The organism is Acidovorax sp. K2F, from assembly GCF_025246485.1.
Lineage (GTDB): Bacteria > Pseudomonadota > Gammaproteobacteria > Burkholderiales > Burkholderiaceae_C > Acidovorax > Acidovorax delafieldii.
The window spans coordinates 177,595-193,953 of record NZ_JAOBSQ010000030.1 but is presented as its reverse complement, the minus strand read 5'-3'; the positions used below and the strand labels follow the sequence as shown (position 1 = coordinate 193,953).

At 60.9% G+C, this 16,359-nt stretch carries 17 protein-coding genes; 9 read left to right on the top strand and 8 right to left on the bottom strand.

All coding sequences use genetic code 11. The features are described from left to right. The first annotated feature begins 109 nt into the window (after nt 1-109). The 3 genes from aat to N4G42_RS10030 are packed head-to-tail and all read left to right on the top strand — an operon-like array spanning nt 110 to nt 2,504. Complete coding sequence (gene aat / locus N4G42_RS10040) at nt 110-865, top strand: leucyl/phenylalanyl-tRNA--protein transferase (protein ID WP_260667036.1); 756 nt, start codon at nt 110-112, stop codon at nt 863-865. After that, nucleotides 862-1,620: an arginyltransferase gene (locus N4G42_RS10035; protein ID WP_056744184.1), complete on the top strand. Its 759-nt coding sequence runs from the start codon at nt 862-864 to the stop codon at nt 1,618-1,620. The genes aat and N4G42_RS10035 overlap by 4 nt, the downstream gene beginning before the upstream one ends. A gap of 56 nt (nt 1,621-1,676) precedes the next feature. Then, nucleotides 1,677-2,504 carry an IclR family transcriptional regulator gene (locus N4G42_RS10030; protein WP_116749561.1) on the top strand — a complete coding sequence of 276 codons (828 nt, stop codon included), beginning with the start codon at nt 1,677-1,679 and terminating at the stop codon, nt 2,502-2,504. Nucleotides 2,505-2,779: 275 nt separating this feature from the next. Here the strand turns inward: N4G42_RS10030 and N4G42_RS10025 are convergent, their stop codons facing one another. The 6 genes from N4G42_RS10025 to N4G42_RS10000 form a co-directional block, all read right to left on the bottom strand. Further along, nucleotides 2,780-3,856, bottom strand: a complete 1,077-nt coding sequence (locus N4G42_RS10025) for a serine hydrolase (protein ID WP_260667035.1) — start codon at nt 3,854-3,856, stop codon at nt 2,780-2,782. A gap of 115 nt (nt 3,857-3,971) precedes the next feature. After that, complete coding sequence (locus N4G42_RS10020) at nt 3,972-5,510, bottom strand: 2-isopropylmalate synthase (RefSeq protein ID WP_056067361.1); 1,539 nt, start codon at nt 5,508-5,510, stop codon at nt 3,972-3,974. Nucleotides 5,511-5,716: 206 nt separating this feature from the next. Then, nucleotides 5,717-6,550, bottom strand: coding sequence for a CDP-diacylglycerol--serine O-phosphatidyltransferase (gene pssA, locus N4G42_RS10015; protein ID WP_056067359.1), 834 nt, complete (start codon nt 6,548-6,550; stop codon nt 5,717-5,719). Nucleotides 6,551-6,742: 192 nt separating this feature from the next. After that, nucleotides 6,743-7,759: a ketol-acid reductoisomerase gene (ilvC, locus tag N4G42_RS10010; RefSeq protein WP_056067358.1), complete on the bottom strand. Its 1,017-nt coding sequence runs from the start codon at nt 7,757-7,759 to the stop codon at nt 6,743-6,745. A gap of 63 nt (nt 7,760-7,822) precedes the next feature. Next, the gene (ilvN, locus tag N4G42_RS10005) at nt 7,823-8,314 is read right to left on the bottom strand and encodes an acetolactate synthase small subunit (RefSeq protein WP_015013659.1); all 492 of its coding nucleotides are present in this window, start codon (nt 8,312-8,314) and stop codon (nt 7,823-7,825) included. Between the two features lie 144 nt (nt 8,315-8,458). Next, entirely contained in the window at nt 8,459-10,252 is a 1,794-nt protein-coding gene (locus N4G42_RS10000; protein ID WP_146872388.1) for an acetolactate synthase 3 catalytic subunit, read from the bottom strand. Nucleotides 10,253-10,544: 292 nt separating this feature from the next. On the opposite strand from N4G42_RS10000, the gene N4G42_RS09995 reads away from it, so the two are divergent. Genes N4G42_RS09995 through N4G42_RS09970 form a run of 6 tightly spaced genes read left to right on the top strand, consistent with a single transcriptional unit; the run spans nt 10,545 to nt 14,076 of the window. Further along, the gene (locus N4G42_RS09995; protein ID WP_056067354.1) at nt 10,545-11,114 is read left to right on the top strand and encodes an RNA polymerase sigma factor; all 570 of its coding nucleotides are present in this window, start codon (nt 10,545-10,547) and stop codon (nt 11,112-11,114) included. Further along, nucleotides 11,111-11,566 (top strand): DUF3619 family protein, encoded by a 456-nt coding sequence (locus N4G42_RS09990; protein ID WP_108499920.1) that lies wholly within the window; start codon nt 11,111-11,113, stop codon nt 11,564-11,566. Before N4G42_RS09995 ends, N4G42_RS09990 begins: the two co-directional genes overlap by 4 nt. 20 nt (nt 11,567-11,586) lie before the next feature. Then, nucleotides 11,587-12,486, top strand: coding sequence for a DUF3106 domain-containing protein (locus N4G42_RS09985; protein WP_260667034.1), 900 nt, complete (start codon nt 11,587-11,589; stop codon nt 12,484-12,486). Between the two features lie 37 nt (nt 12,487-12,523). Beyond that, nucleotides 12,524-13,075, top strand: a complete 552-nt coding sequence (locus tag N4G42_RS09980) for an RDD family protein (protein WP_082522553.1) — start codon at nt 12,524-12,526, stop codon at nt 13,073-13,075. Nucleotides 13,076-13,079: 4 nt separating this feature from the next. Further along, on the top strand, nt 13,080-13,490 hold the full coding sequence (locus tag N4G42_RS09975) for a diacylglycerol kinase (RefSeq protein WP_056744177.1): 411 nt from the start codon (nt 13,080-13,082) through the stop codon (nt 13,488-13,490). Next, nucleotides 13,483-14,076 (top strand): TIGR00730 family Rossman fold protein, encoded by a 594-nt coding sequence (locus tag N4G42_RS09970; protein ID WP_260667033.1) that lies wholly within the window; start codon nt 13,483-13,485, stop codon nt 14,074-14,076. Before N4G42_RS09975 ends, N4G42_RS09970 begins: the two co-directional genes overlap by 8 nt. 174 nt (nt 14,077-14,250) lie before the next feature. Here N4G42_RS09970 and N4G42_RS09965 read toward each other — a convergent pair whose 3' ends face one another. Further along, nucleotides 14,251-14,589, bottom strand: a complete 339-nt coding sequence (locus N4G42_RS09965; RefSeq protein WP_015013651.1) for a P-II family nitrogen regulator — start codon at nt 14,587-14,589, stop codon at nt 14,251-14,253. A gap of 54 nt (nt 14,590-14,643) precedes the next feature. After that, nucleotides 14,644-16,302 carry an NAD+ synthase gene (locus N4G42_RS09960; protein WP_260667032.1) on the bottom strand — a complete coding sequence of 553 codons (1,659 nt, stop codon included), beginning with the start codon at nt 16,300-16,302 and terminating at the stop codon, nt 14,644-14,646. Between the last annotated feature and the right edge of the window lie 57 nt (nt 16,303-16,359).

The window sequence follows — 16,359 nt, the reverse complement described above, 5'->3', positions numbered from 1 at the left end:
TGAAAAAGCCCCACACTTTCTGAGCGTGGGGCTTTTTTGTTGGCCGAAACCCCACCACGCAGCGCGCCAGTGCTTGCCAGACAATAGTGCCTTTGCGACACACGCCCGCATGCCCCCGCAACTCCCCTGGCTCGAACCTGACGCCCCCCTTCCAGCCCCGACCCTTGCATGGGGAGAAGGTGACCCTGCGCCGGGACTGCTGGCCGCAGGTGGTGCACTGGATGTGGACAGCCTCCGTGCCGCGTACGCGCAGGGCACCTTTCCCTGGTATGGCCCTGGGCAACCCATCCTGTGGTGGGCACCCGATCCGCGCATGGTGCTGCCGGTGTCGGAATTTCGGCTGCATCGATCACTGAACAAACGGCTGCAGGCGTTTCGCAGACAGGCGCATTGCGAAATACGCGTCGATAGCGCATTCCAGGACGTCATCACGGCTTGTGCCACCAAGGAACGCGATGGCCAGGCTGGAACCTGGATCGTGCCGGAGATGGTGAACGCCTACACTGATTTGCACCGAGCAGGCCATGCCCACAGCGTGGAAACCTGGGTGGACGACCGACTCATAGGGGGCCTGTACTGCGTGGCACTGGGTCGTGCGGTGTTCGGAGAATCCATGTTTGCCCATGCGACCGACGCCTCCAAGATCGCTCTTGCAGCCTTGGTCTGCCTTTGCCGCCGCCATGGCATCAGCTTGATTGACTGCCAGCAGAATACGCAGCACCTGACCTCCCTGGGCGGCCGGGAAATACCCCGCGCCGATTTCCTGGTACATGTGGACAAAGCGCGACAACAGCCTGCCATCCCCTGGATATTTGAGCCCGTATACTGGAACGAGCTGCTGCCACCCAAGATCGATCCGGCATGACGCAACTCAATGACCTTCCACTGCAGACCCTGCAGTTTTACGCGACAGCCCCCTACCCCTGCAGTTACCTGCCGGACCGTCAGGCACGATCGCAGGTCGCCACCCCCAGCCATCTGATCCAGAGCGATCTCTATTCCGACCTCGTAACCAAAGGGTTTCGCCGCAGTGGCATGTTCACCTACCGCCCCTATTGCGACGGATGCCAGGCGTGTACACCGCTGCGGGTCCTGGTCAACGAATTCAAGCCTGATCGCAGCCAAAGACGCGCGGCAACACGCCACGGCCAACTGCAGGCCCGGGTGCTACGGCTGTGTTTTGTGCCCGAACATTACCAGCTGTACCTGCGCTACCAGAACGGCCGCCATGCAGGCGGTGGCATGGACCATGACAGCATCGACCAGTACACACAGTTTCTGCTGCAAAGCAGGGTGAACTCGAGACTGGTGGAGTTCCGCGAGACAGACGCATCAGGCGAACCCGGTGCGCTCAAGATGGTCTCCATTCTTGACGTGCTCGATGACGGCCTGTCTGCCGTGTATACGTTTTACGAACCCGAGCCCCATTGCAGCTACGGCACCTACAACGTCATGTGGCAAATTGCGCAAGCCCATGCACTGGGCCTGCCCCATGTCTACCTGGGGTACTGGATAGAAACCAGCCCCAAGATGAACTACAAGGCACGCTTTGTGCCCCATGAAATCCGTACCGATGGGCTATGGCACCGGGTAGCAGACACCGGCCACGCGAGCACCTGAATACGCGTTAACATTTCACAAGATAAAATGTAGCGGCCTTCGCACCATAGCCGCTCATGAAAAAAACCGATTCCAGCATCCCTCTCAAACCCAGCGTTCAGGTGCTTGAGCGCATGTTCACTCTGATCGATGTTCTGGCTTCTCGTGAAGAGGCGATTTCCCTCAAGGAAATCAGCGAAAAGACAGGGCTGCACCCCTCTACGACCCACCGCATCCTGAACGACCTGACCATCGGACGGTTTGTGGACCGCCCCGAATCGGGAAGCTACCGGCTGGGCATGCGACTACTGGAGCTGGGCAACCTGGTGAAGGCACGCCTGAGCGTTCGTGATGCGGCGCTGACCCCCATGCGCAGTCTGCACAAGCTGATCCAGCAGCCCGTGAACCTGAGCATGCGCCAGGGCGATGAGATTGTGTATGTGGAGCGCGCCTACAGTGAGCGGTCGGGTATGCAGGTGGTGCGAGCCATCGGCGGCAGGGCACCACTGCACCTGACCTCTACAGGAAAGCTCTTCCTCGCACTGGATGACCCCCAGCGCGTTCGTGCCTACGCCACCCGCACTGGTCTTGCAGGCCATACCCGCAACAGCATCACCCAGCTGCCCGTGCTGGAGCGAGAACTGGCAAAGGCCCGGCAATACGGCATTGCCCGCGATAACGAAGAGCTTGAGTTGGGCGTGCGCTGTATGGCAGCCGGTGTGTATGACGACCAGGGAAAACTGGTAGCAGGCCTGTCCATTTCTGCCCCCGCTGACAGACTGGATGAAGGCTGGCTGCCCAAGCTGCAAGCAACGGCGAACGAAATTTCACTGGCCCTGGGTCATACACCAAGTACCGACGCCAGTCACAACCCAATCACCAACCAACGCACCGAATTGCGCTGACGTTCTGCATCCACACCCCATTTGCCAATGGCGCCATGGGGGGGCCGCAGTGGCGTATTGAGGCATCGAGGCAGGTGCTGCACGGTGTGGGAGGGACACGCGCAGCAGGCCTCCGGCATGGTCTTGCAAGCTCATCGCATCCCAACCCATTCAAGACAAGAGATACCCGCTGACCCGATTTACCCAAGACTGTTTGCAAGGCCGGGCTCGCACTACAAATGAAAACGCCTGACAGGACCAGCCTGTCAGGCGCATGTGGGAGAGATGTCTGCCTATCAGCCGTTGTTGCTCCGTACCGCCTGTAAAGGTGCGGCCAGCGAAGGATTCGACTCCACCCAGCGGCGCACCCGCTCGGCATCGCCCAGTCGACTGAATTTACCTGCAGAGTCCAGGAACACCATGATCAATTTGCGTCCCGCCACCTGGGCTTGCATCACCAAGCAACGCCCTGCCTCGGAGATATAACCGGTCTTCTGCAGACCGATGTCCCAGGTAGGATTTTTCACGAGACCGTTGGTGTTGTTGTACTGAAGCGTCTTATGCCCCACCGCCACTTCATAGCCGGGGGAAGTGGACAGCTCGCGCAACAAAGGATCTCCATGCGCCACACCCACCAGCGTTGCAAGATCGCGGGCACTGGACTGGTTACGGCTGGACAGACCAGTGGGCTCCACATAGTGAGTATCGTTCATGCCCAGCGACTTGGCCTTGGAGTTCATTTGCGTCACAAAGACCTCCAACCCACCCGGGTAAGTACGACCCAGTGCATGGGCTGCCCGGTTCTCGCTGGACATCAGCGCCAAGTGCAGCATCTCGCCACGCGTCAGCGTGGTACCCACTGTCAGACGCGACCGACTCCCCTTTTCGGTGTCTACATCGTCCTGCGTGATGGTGACAGGCTCGTCCATGGGCAACTTGGCCTGCGAAATCAGCATACCCGTCATGAGCTTGGTCAGCGAGGCGATGGGAAGCACAGCCTGATCGTTCTTGCGGAGCAACACCTCATGGGTGTCTTGGTCCACCACCAGCGCTACGCTGGACTTGAGGTCCAGCGGATCATTGACCTCGTGCAAGCCCGCCATCTGGCCGAAAGAGGGCTTGGCTGGAACAAACGCCACCTTGGTAGGTGCTTTGGCAGTCCGGGCAGCGACGCGCGTGGGCTTGATGCTGGCGGCCACCTTGCGTGGTGCCACAGCACGCTTGGCGTTGCTTGCGCTGACCTGCTGTTTTTTGACCCCTGGCTTTTTGACATCTGCCGCATGCACAGAGGGCGAAATGAGGGCAGCGCTCAAGAGCGCCAAACCCATCCACTGGAAAAATCGATTCACTGCAGCGTTGCGGCGATGGTGCATCAAAGTGCTCCAAACGGTAAGAATTATTGAGCAGTGTACAGAATCAAAAAAAGTCGCGCAAGATCAATACCTTGCGCGACTTTCCGAGAAAGTGAGTGAATTATAAATTGATCAGTCAACCTTGTGCGGCCACCCGATCGGCTTTACTTTGTAACTTGTTCAAAGCGCTAAGGTAGGCCTTCGCCGACGCCACTACGATGTCTGGGTCCGCGCCCACCCCATTCACCACACGCCCGCTGTTCTGCAACCGCACCGTGACCTCGCCCTGGCTCTCGGTAGAGCCACTGATGGCATTGACGGAATACAACACCATTTCGGCGCCACTCTTCACATGCGATTCGATGGCCTTGAGCGAGGCGTCGACAGGACCGTTACCCTCGGCCTCGCCGCGCACTTCCTGCCCATCCACGGTGAACACAATGCGTGCACGGGGCTGCTCACCGGTTTCGCTTTGCTGGAACAACGATACGAACCCGTATTGCTCTTTTTCAGCAGTCACGCTCTCGTCGCTCACCAGTGCCAAGATATCTTCGTCAAAGATCTCGCTCTTTCGATCAGCCAATTCCTTGAAGCGCGTGAAAGCGGTGTTGACTTCGGTTTCGCTATCCAGGCTGACACCCAGTTCCTGCAGGCGCTGCTTGAAGGCGTTACGACCACTGAGCTTGCCCAGCACGATCTTGTTGGCGCTCCAGCCCACATCTTCCGCCCGCATGATCTCGTAGGTATCGCGTGCCTTGAGCACGCCATCCTGGTGGATACCGCTGGCATGAGCAAATGCGTTGGCACCCACCACGGCCTTGTTGGGCTGCACCACAAAACCAGTGGTCTGGCTGACCATGCGGCTGGCTGCAACAATGTGCTGGGTATCAATCCCCAGTTCAAGGCCGAAGTAGTCACGGCGGGTCTTGACTGCCATCACCACCTCTTCGAGGGAGCAGTTACCGGCGCGCTCACCCAGACCGTTGATGGTGCATTCGACCTGCCGCGCACCGCCAATCTTCACACCGGCGAGCGAGTTGGCCACCGCCATGCCCAGATCATTGTGGCAATGCACCGACCAGATCGCCTTGTCGCTATTGGGGATGCGCTCGCGCAGTGTCTTGATGAAGTTGCCGTACAGCTCCGGAACGGCATAGCCCACGGTATCGGGCACGTTGATGGTGGTGGCACCTTCTGCAATCACGGCTTCCAGCACGCGGCACAAAAAGTCGGGGTCGCTGCGGTAGCCGTCCTCAGGGCTGAACTCGATGTCACCCACCAGGTTGCGGGCGAAACGGACCGACTGTTTGGCCTGCTCCAGCACTTGGTCAGGCGTCATCCGCAGCTTTTTCTCCATGTGCAACGCCGAAGTGGCAATGAAGGTATGAATACGGGCACTCGCCGCGCCCTTGAGGGCCTCGGCAGCGCGTGAAATATCACGATCATTGGCCCGAGACAGGGAACAGATGGTGGACTCCTTGATGGCGTTGGCAATCGCCTGCACGGCTTCAAAGTCGCCATTGGAGCTGGCTGCAAAACCGGCCTCGATCACATCCACCTTGAGACGCTCGAGCTGGCGGGCAATGCGCAGCTTCTCGTCCTTGGTCATCGAGGCGCCGGGAGACTGCTCCCCATCGCGCAAGGTGGTATCAAAAATGATCAGTTTGTCAGCCATGTTGTTCTCCTGGTATCAGTGGGTGGGGCCCCGCAACGTAGAAATCTGGCGCCCAAAACAAAAGGCCCGTCGCGGGTGCAAACGGGCCTTTGTGGAAAAGTGTGCGCGTGCGCCTACTGTCTCCGCCCGTGGGGAGGTAGCAGTAGCGCCAAAGCAAACAAATTCATATCGCGCAATGTAGCACAACTGGCCGGATATCACGGCCATCACTTGTGCAGACCGCGCTCGTCGGGTTCGTCGGTAGAGGTGCTGATCACGCTGCTGTGCTGCCCTTTGGCCTTGCGCCAGGCGTACACGCCATAACCACTCAGGCCATAGAACACGAACACACCAAACAGCACGATAGGGGGGTGAATGTTGATGACAGCGATGCCCAGCGCGATGAGCACGATGGCAGCAAAAGGCACGCTCTTTTTCATCTGCACATCCTTGAAACTGTAAAACGGCACATTGGTCACCATGGTGAGCCCTGCATACAGCGTGAAGGAGAACATGATCCAGGTCACCTGGCTCCATGTCAGCCAGTGGTCTTCGCCGGGACGCACGCCCAGCTCGGTCATCAACCAGATAAACCCTGCCACCAAGGCCGCAGCGGCTGGTGAAGGCAGCCCCTGGAAATAGCGCTTGTCCACAACGCCCGTATTCACGTTAAAGCGCGCCAGGCGAAGCGCCGCACAGGCACAGTACACAAACGCAGCAATCCAGCCCCAGCGGCCCAGACCCTGCAGGGACCACTCATACGCAATCAGGGCAGGCGCAGCACCAAAGGACACCATGTCGGACAACGAGTCCATCTGCTCGCCAAACGCACTCTGGGTATTGGTCATGCGGGCCACGCGCCCGTCCAGGCTGTCGAGCACCATGGCGCAGAAGACGCCCACCGCCGCTTGATCAAACCGGCCATTCATGGCCATGACGATGGAGTAAAAGCCCCCAAACAGGGCCGCCAGCGTGAACAGATTGGGCAGGATGTAGATGCCTTTGCGCCTTTTGCGCACCATCACACCGGGGTTCTCGGTGGACTCATTGCCGTCATGCATCAAACAGACCTCCAGCGCTTGCAAATATTGCACAAGCAACTATTAAATTTATAGTATTGAACCATTTCCCGCAGGAATACCGACTGCCAAGCGCGCAAAAGGCGAAGGCCGCAGTGTAGCGCCTGCCCACCATGCCGCCCGCCAATGAAAAAGGCCACCGAAGTGGCCTTTTGACGTTTCAGAAACGAAACATCAGTTGCGGGTCTGGTCGACCAGCTTGTTCTTGGCGATCCAGGGCATCATGGCGCGCAACTGGCCGCCCACCTTTTCGATGCTGTGGTCGGCCGTGTTGCGGCGGCGGGCCGTCATCGATGGGTAGTTCAGGCGGCCTTCCTGGATGAACATCTTGGCGTAGTCGCCGTTCTGGATGCGCTTGAGCGCATTGCGCATAGCGGCGCGCGATTGCTCGTTGATCACTTCAGGACCGGTCACGTACTCGCCGTATTCGGCGTTGTTTGAGATCGAGTAGTTCATGTTGGCAATGCCGCCTTCGTAGATCAGGTCCACGATGAGCTTGAGCTCGTGCAGGCACTCGAAATAGGCCATTTCAGGAGCGTAGCCAGCTTCGACCAGGGTTTCGTAACCCATCTTGATCAGCTCGACGGCACCGCCGCACAGCACGGCCTGTTCGCCGAACAGGTCGGTCTCGGTTTCTTCCTTGAAGTTGGTCTCGATGATGCCAGCCTTGCCACCGCCGTTGGCAGCAGCGTAGCTCAAGGCCAGGTCACGGGCCTTGCCGGACTTGTCTTGGTGCACTGCGACCAGGTGGGGCACGCCGCCGCCTTGGGTGTAAGTGTTGCGCACAGTGTGGCCTGGGGCCTTGGGGGCAACCATCCACACGTCCAAGTCGGCGCGGGGCACGACTTGGTTGTAGTGCACGTTGAAACCGTGGGCAAAGGCCAGCGAAGCGCCTTGCTTGATGTTGGGTTCGACGTTGTTCTTGTACACGGCTGCGATGTCTTCATCGGGCAGCAAGATCATGACCACGTCAGCGGCCTTCACAGCGTCGTTGACTTCCAGAACGTTCAGGCCGGCCTTGCCAACCTTGTCCCACGAGGCACCGCCCTTGCGCAGGCCGACCACCACCTTCACGCCGCTGTCGTTCAGGTTTTGTGCGTGGGCATGGCCCTGCGAGCCGTAGCCGATGATGGCCACGGTCTTGCCCTTGATCAGGCTCAGGTCGGTGTCTTTGTCGTAGAAAACTTTCATGGGTCGCTCCGGTTGAAATGCGTTGTTGGGGGGATTGAAATGGGAAAAACGGGGTGAATTGTCTTACACGCGCAAAATGCGCTCGCCCCGGCCGATGCCGCTGGCGCCCGTGCGCACGGTTTCCAGGATGGCCGTGCGGTCGATGGCTTGCAGGAACGCGTCGTTCTTGGACTGGTCGCCCGTCAGCTCGATGGTGTAGCTCTTCTCGGTCACGTCGATGATGCGGCCACGGAAGATATCCGCCATGCGCTTCATCTCCTCGCGCTCTTTGCCCACCGCGCGCACCTTCACCATCATGAGCTCACGCTCGGTGTAGGCACCTTCGGTGAGGTCAACCACCTTGACCACTTCAATGAGGCGGTTCAGGTGCTTGGTGATCTGCTCGATCACGTCATCGGAGCCCGTGGTCTGGATGGTCATGCGCGACAGCGATGCATCCTCGGTAGGCGCCACGGTGAGCGACTCGATGTTGTAGCCACGGGCCGAGAACAGGCCCACGACACGGGAAAGAGCGCCAGGCTCGTTTTCCAGCAAGACAGCAATGATGTGTTTCATGATGAAGAGATTCCTCTTTTTGCTGCCCTCCCCCATGCACGGTAATGCATGGGCTTGGCAGGCAATAGATTCGTCAAAAATTTAGATGCTATCTATTCGATAGCTGGTAGCGCATGAAAAACATGCGCCTGAGGCCGATTTGGCTCAAAGGTCTTCCGACCCCAGCAGCATTTCGGTGATGCCCTTGCCGGCCTGCACCATCGGGAACACGTTCTCGGTGGGGTCGGTACGGAAGTCCATGAACACCGTGCGGTCCTTGAGCTTGCGGGCTTCGCGCAATGCGGGCTCCACGTCCTTGGGGTGCTCGATCAGCATCCCTACGTGGCCATAGGCCTCAGCCAGCTTCACGAAGTTGGGCAGCGCGTCCATGTAGCTGTGGCTGTACCGACCGGAGTATTCGATCTCCTGCCACTGGCGCACCATGCCCAGATAACGGTTATTCAACGAGCAGATCTTGATCGGCGTGTTGTACTGCAGGCAGGTGGACAGTTCCTGGATGTTCATCTGCACCGAGCCTTCGCCCGTAATACAAAACACTTCGGACTGTGGCTTGGCCAGCTTGATCCCCATGGCATAGGGAATGCCCACACCCATCGTGCCCAGACCACCGGAATTGATCCAGCGGCGCGGCTCGTCGAAGCGGTAGTACTGCGCCGCCCACATCTGGTGTTGCCCCACGTCGGATGTGATGTATGTATCACCATCCTTCGTCATGTTCCACAGCGTCTCTACCACGTACTGTGGCTTGATCACATCGCCGCTGCCCATGCTGTACTTCAGGCACTCACGCTTGCGCCAGCCTTCAATCGTGTCCCACCAGGCAGCCAGGGCACCGGCGTCAGGGCGGGTGCTGCTCTCGCGGATCATGGAAATCAGCTCGGTGAGCACATCCTTCACGTCACCGACGATCGGGATGTCGACCTTCACGCGCTTGGAGATGCTCGACGGGTCGATGTCCACGTGGATGATCTTGCGGTCATTCTGCGCAAAGTGCTTGGGGTTGCCGATCACCCGGTCGTCAAAGCGCGCACCCACTGCCAGCAGCACGTCGCAGTTCTGCATGGCGTTGTTGGCTTCGATGGTGCCGTGCATGCCCAGCATGCCCAGGAACTTGCGGTCGCTGGCCGGATAGGCCCCCAGGCCCATCAACGTGTTGGTGACCGGGTAACCCAGCATGTCCACCAGCGTACGCAGCTCGTTGGTGGCGTTGCCCAACAGCACTCCGCCGCCCGTGTAGATATAAGGGCGCTTGGCCGTCAGCAGCAACTGCAGGGCCTTGCGGATCTGTCCGCCATGGCCCTTGCGCACGGGGTTGTACGAGCGCATTTCTACCGTTTGCGGGTAGCCGGTGTAAGGCACCTTCTTGAAGGAAACATCTTTGGGCACATCCACCACCACAGGACCTGGGCGGCCGGTACGGGCAATATGGAAGGCCTTCTTCATCGTCGCGGCCAGGTCGCGCGGGTCCTTGACGAGAAAATTGTGCTTGACGATGGGGCGGGTGATACCGACCGTATCGCATTCCTGGAAGGCATCAAGCCCGATGGCGGGCGTAGGCACCTGACCAGAAATGATCACCATGGGGATCGAGTCCATGTACGCGGTGGCGATGCCGGTCACGGCGTTGGTCAAGCCGGGGCCCGAAGTGACCAAGGCCACGCCGACTTCACCCGTGGCGCGAGCGTAGCCGTCGGCTGCGTGCACGGCGGCCTGTTCGTGACGCACCAGCACGTGCTGGATGGTGTCTTGCTTGTAGAGCGCGTCGTATATGTAAAGAACCGCGCCGCCAGGGTAGCCCCAGATGTACTGGACGTTCTCTGCCTGAAGGGCCTTGATAAGGATCTCAGAACCCATGAGGTCCTGCGAACCGGAAGCGGGAGATGTGTTGCCCTGCGAAGCAGCGGCTGCTGAAGAAATTTCAGCCTTGGAGATTTCCATGATCGATCAACCTTTGTGAATTTCTCTGACGAAAAACCTTGGGTGCCCCTCGCACGCGCTCTTGTGAAGCCAGCTTGGAACTTGAGGCCAAGGACATGGGCGGGATGATTGCCGCGCCGGACCGTGACCCGTTTGCCTTTTGAATTGCAGGTCGATTATCGCACTGCAACACTCACAAAACGCTCCGCAGCCGAAAAAAACTCCGGCGGGTGCGATAATCTGCGGTTTTACGGCGCCGTTGAGTTGCGAAACTGCAGATATCTGCGCCGATCTCCTCCCGGGCTGACCCGTCTTGGCAACCGAACAAGAACTTTCCGATTTCCTCAAAAGCGTAGAAAAGCGCGCGTTCAAGCGCTCGGTCTACCACGTTCGCAACGAGGAAGCGGCGCTCGACATCGTGCAAGACAGCATGCTCAAGTTGGCCGAGCACTACGGGGACAAACCGGCGGGCGAGCTGCCCATGCTGTTCCAGCGGATTCTTTCCAACTGCACCCTGGACTGGTTTCGCCGCCAGAAGACGCGCAATGCACTGTTTTCGAGCATGAGCGACTTCGAAGGCCCAGGTGAAGATGGCACGGATTTTGATCTACTCGAAGCGTACTCAGGGACAGAAGACGGCGACAAAGCCGAAAGCGCGGAAGACCTGACCCGCCGGGCCCAGATATTCCAGGGCATTGAAGAAGAAATTGCAGAGTTGCCACCACGTCAACGGGAAGCGTTCCTGATGCGTTATTGGGAGGAAATGGACGTCGCAGAGACGGCTGCCGCCATGGGCTGCTCCGAAGGCAGTGTCAAAACACACTGCTTTCGCGCCATACAAACCCTCAGCAAGGCACTGAAGGCCAAAGGAATCGAGCCATGAAGAACACTGTACAGACCCCACCGACCCAAGCTGAAGCTGCTGCCGAGCGCTTTGCGCTGCGCGTCACGGCGCGCCTGTCCAGCGGCACCGACGCCCTGCCCTATGACATCTCCGAGCGGCTGCGCGCCTCGCGCATGCAGGCGTTGGCCAAACGCAAAGTCACCGCGCCGGTGCATCGCGCCGCCCCCGCAGCAGTGGTGGTCAACGCAGGCAACACCGCCACACTGGGCCGTGGCGGCGAAGGCGGTGGCTGGTGGAATGCCCTGGTGTCCGCCGTGCCTCTACTGGCGCTGGTCGTGGGACTGGTGGTCATCAACATCGCGCAGGACGAACGCAGTGCCAACGATGTGGCCGAGGTGGATGCCGCTCTGCTGACCGATGACCTGCCTCCCGCCGCTTATTCGGACCCAGGCTTCGTACAATTCCTCAAGACCTCCGCGCAGTCAAACTGATCTGCCTGACTCTGGACTGCATGCACCCAAGCCCCTCTGAAGCTCCCTCCACGCTGCCAGCCTTCGTGCTGGCATTGGCGCTTCTGGGTGCGCTTACCGCTGGTGGCTGGCAGGCGTTGGTGCAGATGCGCATGGCCCCCAGCACAGTGCTCCAAGCGGGCGCTGAGGCCGCAGTGGCCCGCCCCAATAACGCCCGTACAGACCTGTCAGCCGTGAACATGCCCCCTGCCACGGAATCAGGACCAGGCTGGGGCACGCTCACCACGGCGCAAAAACTAGCGCTGTATCCGCTGTCGGAACGCTGGGCGCTGATCAGCGAAGCCCAAAAACGCCGCTGGCTGGACTTGGCCATCAACTACCCCAGTCTTTCGGAAGAGGAACAACGCAAGTTCCATGACCGCATCACCGACTGGGCCAATCTGAGTGCCCAGCAGCGCAACCAGGCACGCTTGAACTACGCGGTCACCAAGCGCCTGGCTGGGGACGACAAACGGGCGCAGTGGGAGGCCTACCAGGCACTGTCTGACGAAGAGCGCAAGGCGTTGGCCTCCAAGGCGACCCCCAATCCCCACGGGGCTGCCACGGCCCTGCGCCCTGTCTCGCCCAAAAAGCTGGCCCAGGTGCCCGCAGCAACGCAAGCCAGCCCCGATCGCCCCAACGCTCCCAAGATTCCACCGGTGGTAGACCACTCGCCCCGCGTTGCGGCCCCAGTGCCTCAGCCGACGGCGCCTGCGATGCCATCCGCCCCCGCATCCGCAGCGCCGGCAACCTTGACGGGTGGCGTGGAAACAGCGCCCGTGGCGATCCCCAGTGCGGTGCCTGCTGTACTTCCGCCCCTGGGCTCTGGCGGAGCCGACAGCACGGGCTCGCCCGGCACCCCCGCAGTAACACCTGACACCTCCGGCCTGTATCCTCAGTAGGTCTCAACCTGCCCTGGCCCGACGGGCCTGACCTGGAATGTCCGTTTCTCCCTCTCCCACCACGCCCCAGCCTGCGGCCAACGCCTCAAGCGGTGTCCTCGCGGGCGGCCCCACGCCCAACCTGTGGCGGCGCATGGCCTGCTGGCTATATGAAGGCATGCTGATGTTCGGCGTGGTCTTTATCGCCGGGTACCTGTTTGGCACGCTGAGCCAGACGCGCAATGCGATGGACAACCGCCATGCGCTGCAGGCCTTTCTCTTTGTGGTGTTCGGTATTTATTTCACCTGGTTCTGGGCCAAAGGCCAGACCCTCGCACAGAAAACCTGGCACATCCGCGTGGTGGGCACTGCAGGGCAACCCATCAGCCAGCCGCGCGCCTTGTTGCGGTATGTATTGAGCTGGCTGTGGTTTTTGCCGCCGCTGGCGGCAATCGCACCATTTTCCCTGTCGGGGGGTGAGTCGGCCGTGATCGTGCTGGGCTGGGTGGCCATCTGGGCGCTGCTCAGCCGGTTCCACCCCACGCGGCAGTTCTGGCACGACGCGTTGGCCGGCACCCGGCTGGTGCACTACGAAATTCCCAAAAAATAAGCGCATGCAACCCTCCTCCCCTTCTCCGGACGCTCCGGCCAACCCCCAAAAGGCGCGCTCGGGCCTCAATCGCATCTGGCATGCCGCCGGCTATTCCATGGAAGGGCTGCGGGCCGGCTGGAACGAGAAGGCCTTTCGCCAGGAGGCCATCGCCGCCATGGTGCTGCTGCCGCTGTCGCTCTGGCTGGGCCGCAGTTGGGTCGAAGTCGCCTTGTTGGCGGGCTCCGTGGTCATCGTGATGATTGTGGAGTTGCTCAACACGGGCATCGAGACCGCCATCGACCGCATCGGGCCCGAGTGGCATGACCTGTCCAAACGCGCCAAGGACATGGGCAGCGCAGCGGTTCTGCTGGCCTTGCTGCTGTGCATTGGCATCTGGGCCGCCGCATTGTTTCAGAGGTTTTTCCATGGCTGAACCCACATTTTCTGTGTGCGTATATTGCGGATCGCGCCCCGGCGACAGCGCCGCCTATGCCCAGGCGGCGCAGGCAGTGGGCCAATGGATCGGCGCCCACAACGGACAACTGGTATACGGCGGTGGCCGCAGTGGCCTGATGGGCACGGTGGCCGAGGCGACGCGTCTGGCGGGCGGCCGGGTGGTGGGGGTGATACCGCAGGCGCTGGTGGACAAAGAGCTGGCCAACCGCCAATGTGACGAGCTGCACATCGTGCAGACCATGCACGAACGCAAGGCCATGATGGCAGAGCGCAGCGATGCCTTCCTCGCCCTGCCCGGCGGCATCGGCACCTTTGAAGAACTGTTTGAAGTGTGGACCTGGCGCCAGCTGGGCTACCACGACAAGCCCTTGGGCTTGCTGAACGTGGCGGGCTACTACGACGGCCTGCTGGGATTCTTGCAGGGCAGCGTGGCCAGTGGCTTCATGGGTGAATGGCAGATGGGCCTGTTGCACGCATCCACCGATGCAGAAGCCCTGCTGCGCGCGCTGGTGCAAGACGCGGGGCCCGACCAAGCGCCTGTCCCGCTGCGCTCGGTGATCTGACTCCCCCGCACTCCGAAACTGGAGCGGCCCACAAGCCAAGGCCACCGAGCAAGGGCCAACAGGCTGCGCATTCGGCGCTTCGCTTGCTTGCGCTGGCGTTGCCTCCCTTTTCTCGAATGGCGCAGCCGTTCAAGAGAAAGGGCAAGGTAAGAAACGACTCAGGGGGTTGTCACCTCACACCGCTGCGTCGTCCAGATCGCCTGTGCGAATACGCACCGTGCGCTCCACGGCGGTCACAAAAATCTTGCCGTCACCGATCTTGCCGGTGCGCGCCACGTTCACGATCGCGTCCACGCAGCGGTCCACATCCTCGGACTTGACGACGACCTCGACCTTCACCTTGGGCAGAAAGTCCACCACGTATTCCGCGCCGCGGTACAGCTCGGTATGGCCTTTCTGGCGGCCAAAACCCTTCACCTCGGTCACCGTGAGGCCGGTCACGCCGCATTCGGCCAGGGCTTCGCGGACTTCTTCGAGCTTGAAGGGCTTGATGACGGCGGTGATCATTTTCATGGCGGGTCTCCTGGAGGATGTAAAAAATCGGGCTGGGGGCACGGCGCCGAAGCGTCACGCCCTGAATTTGCTGGTGATAGGGTAACGCCAGTCCTTGCCAAAGCTGCGGCGCGTGACACGAATCCCTACTGGCGCCTGGCGGCGTTTGTACTCGTTGAGCTTGATCAGGCGCGTCACGCGTTCGACATCGGCCCGGGCGAAGCCGCTGGCGATGATGGACTCGATGGGCTCATCGTTTTCCATGTAGCGGGCCACGATGGCGTCCAGCACCTCATACGGCGGCAGGCTGTCCTGGTCCTTCTGGTCGGGCCGCAGCTCGGCACTGGGCGGCCGGGTGATGATGCGCTCAGGGATGGGGCTGGCGCAGGTGCCATACGGGTCGTTGGCATTGCGCCAGCGGGCCAGGTCAAACACGCGGGTCTTGGCCACATCCTTGATCACGGCAAAGCCGCCGGCCATGTCGCCGTACAGCGTGCAGTAGCCGGTGGACATCTCGCTCTTGTTGCCGGTGGTCAGCACGATGGCGCCGAACTTGTTGGACAGCGCCATCAGCAGCGTGCCCCGGATGCGCGCCTGCAGATTTTCTTCGGTGGTGTCTTCGGGCAGCCCGGCAAACTCGGCGGCCAGCGCGGCCTTGAAGGCCTCGAACTGCGGTTTGATCGAAATCTCGTCATAGCGCACGCCCATGCGCGTGGCCATGTCGCGCGCGTCGATCCAGCTGATGTCGGCGGTGTAGGGCGATGGCATCATCACCGTGCGGACCTTGTCGGCACCGAGCGCATCCACCGCAATCGCCAGCACCAGCGCCGAGTCGATGCCGCCCGACAACCCCAGCAGCGCGCCCGGGAAGCCGTTCTTGCCCACATAGTCGCGCACACCCAGCACCAGGGCATCCCACAGGTCGGCCTCCAGCGTGCGCTCTGGGGCAACCTCTGCTGTAATTTTGATAGCACCCTGGGCAGATTCGACTAGCGCATAGACCAGTTTTTCCACAAAAGCAGGTGCCCGCGCCGCCACCGAGCCGTCGGCGGCCAGCGCAAACGAGCGGCCTTCGAACACCACCTCGTCCTGCCCGCCCACCAAGTGGGCGTAAACCAGCGGCAGGCCCGTCTCGACCACACGGGAGCGCATGGTGGCCTCGCGCTCCGTGCCCTTGCCCAGGTGGAAAGGCGATGCATTGATGACCGCCAGCAACTGCGCACCGGCGGCAGCAGTATCGCGCGCGGGGGTGGCAAACCAGGCGTCTTCGCACACCAGCACACCCACCTTCACGCCTTCCACCTCGAACACACAGGGCTTGCTGCCGGGCACGAAGTAGCGCCGCTCGTCAAACACCTGGTAGTTGGGCAGCTCGCGCTTGGCATAGGTCTGCTCGATCTTGCCGTCGCGCACCACGCTGGCGGCGTTGAAGCAGACGCTGAAGGCCTGGGCGCCAGGGGCCATGGCCTGCGGGTGGCCCAGCACGATGGCCAGGCCTTTCAACCCCGCAGTCTCGCGGGCCACGGTTTTCACGGCATCATCGCAGGCCGCAATGAAGGCAGGGCGCAGGAACAGGTCTTCGGCCGCGTAGCCGCAGATGGCCAGCTCCGGTGTCAGCAACAGGCGAGCACCCTGGGCATAGGCCTCGCGGGCTGCCGCAATGATCTTTTGGGCGTTGCCGGGCATGTCGCCCACAACAAAGTTGAGCTGCGCAGTGCAAATGGAGAGCGTCATGGAACTGGAATCGGCCCCTGCGGCCAGGTTGAATACCGCCGTTGCAGGCCCGCAATC

Bases quoted from the DNA above. Each gene is read 5' to 3' on its own strand.
- aat (WP_260667036.1), top strand. From the start codon at position 110: ATGCCCCCGCAACTCCCCTGGCTCGAACCTGACGCCCCCCTTCCAGCC.
- N4G42_RS10035 (WP_056744184.1), top strand. From the start codon at position 862: ATGACGCAACTCAATGACCTTCCACTGCAGACCCTGCAGTTTTACGCG.
- N4G42_RS10030 (WP_116749561.1), top strand. From the start codon at position 1,677: ATGAAAAAAACCGATTCCAGCATCCCTCTCAAACCCAGCGTTCAGGTG.
- N4G42_RS10025 (WP_260667035.1), bottom strand. From the start codon at position 3,856: ATGCACCATCGCCGCAACGCTGCAGTGAATCGATTTTTCCAGTGGATG.
- N4G42_RS10020 (WP_056067361.1), bottom strand. From the start codon at position 5,510: ATGGCTGACAAACTGATCATTTTTGATACCACCTTGCGCGATGGGGAG.
- pssA (WP_056067359.1), bottom strand. From the start codon at position 6,550: ATGCATGACGGCAATGAGTCCACCGAGAACCCCGGTGTGATGGTGCGC.
- ilvC (WP_056067358.1), bottom strand. From the start codon at position 7,759: ATGAAAGTTTTCTACGACAAAGACACCGACCTGAGCCTGATCAAGGGC.
- ilvN (WP_015013659.1), bottom strand. From the start codon at position 8,314: ATGAAACACATCATTGCTGTCTTGCTGGAAAACGAGCCTGGCGCTCTT.
- N4G42_RS10000 (WP_146872388.1), bottom strand. From the start codon at position 10,252: ATGGAAATCTCCAAGGCTGAAATTTCTTCAGCAGCCGCTGCTTCGCAG.
- N4G42_RS09990 (WP_108499920.1), top strand. From the start codon at position 11,111: ATGAAGAACACTGTACAGACCCCACCGACCCAAGCTGAAGCTGCTGCC.
- N4G42_RS09985 (WP_260667034.1), top strand. From the start codon at position 11,587: ATGCACCCAAGCCCCTCTGAAGCTCCCTCCACGCTGCCAGCCTTCGTG.
- N4G42_RS09980 (WP_082522553.1), top strand. From the start codon at position 12,524: ATGTCCGTTTCTCCCTCTCCCACCACGCCCCAGCCTGCGGCCAACGCC.
- N4G42_RS09975 (WP_056744177.1), top strand. From the start codon at position 13,080: ATGCAACCCTCCTCCCCTTCTCCGGACGCTCCGGCCAACCCCCAAAAG.
- N4G42_RS09970 (WP_260667033.1), top strand. From the start codon at position 13,483: ATGGCTGAACCCACATTTTCTGTGTGCGTATATTGCGGATCGCGCCCC.
- N4G42_RS09965 (WP_015013651.1), bottom strand. From the start codon at position 14,589: ATGAAAATGATCACCGCCGTCATCAAGCCCTTCAAGCTCGAAGAAGTC.
- N4G42_RS09960 (WP_260667032.1), bottom strand. From the start codon at position 16,302: ATGACGCTCTCCATTTGCACTGCGCAGCTCAACTTTGTTGTGGGCGAC.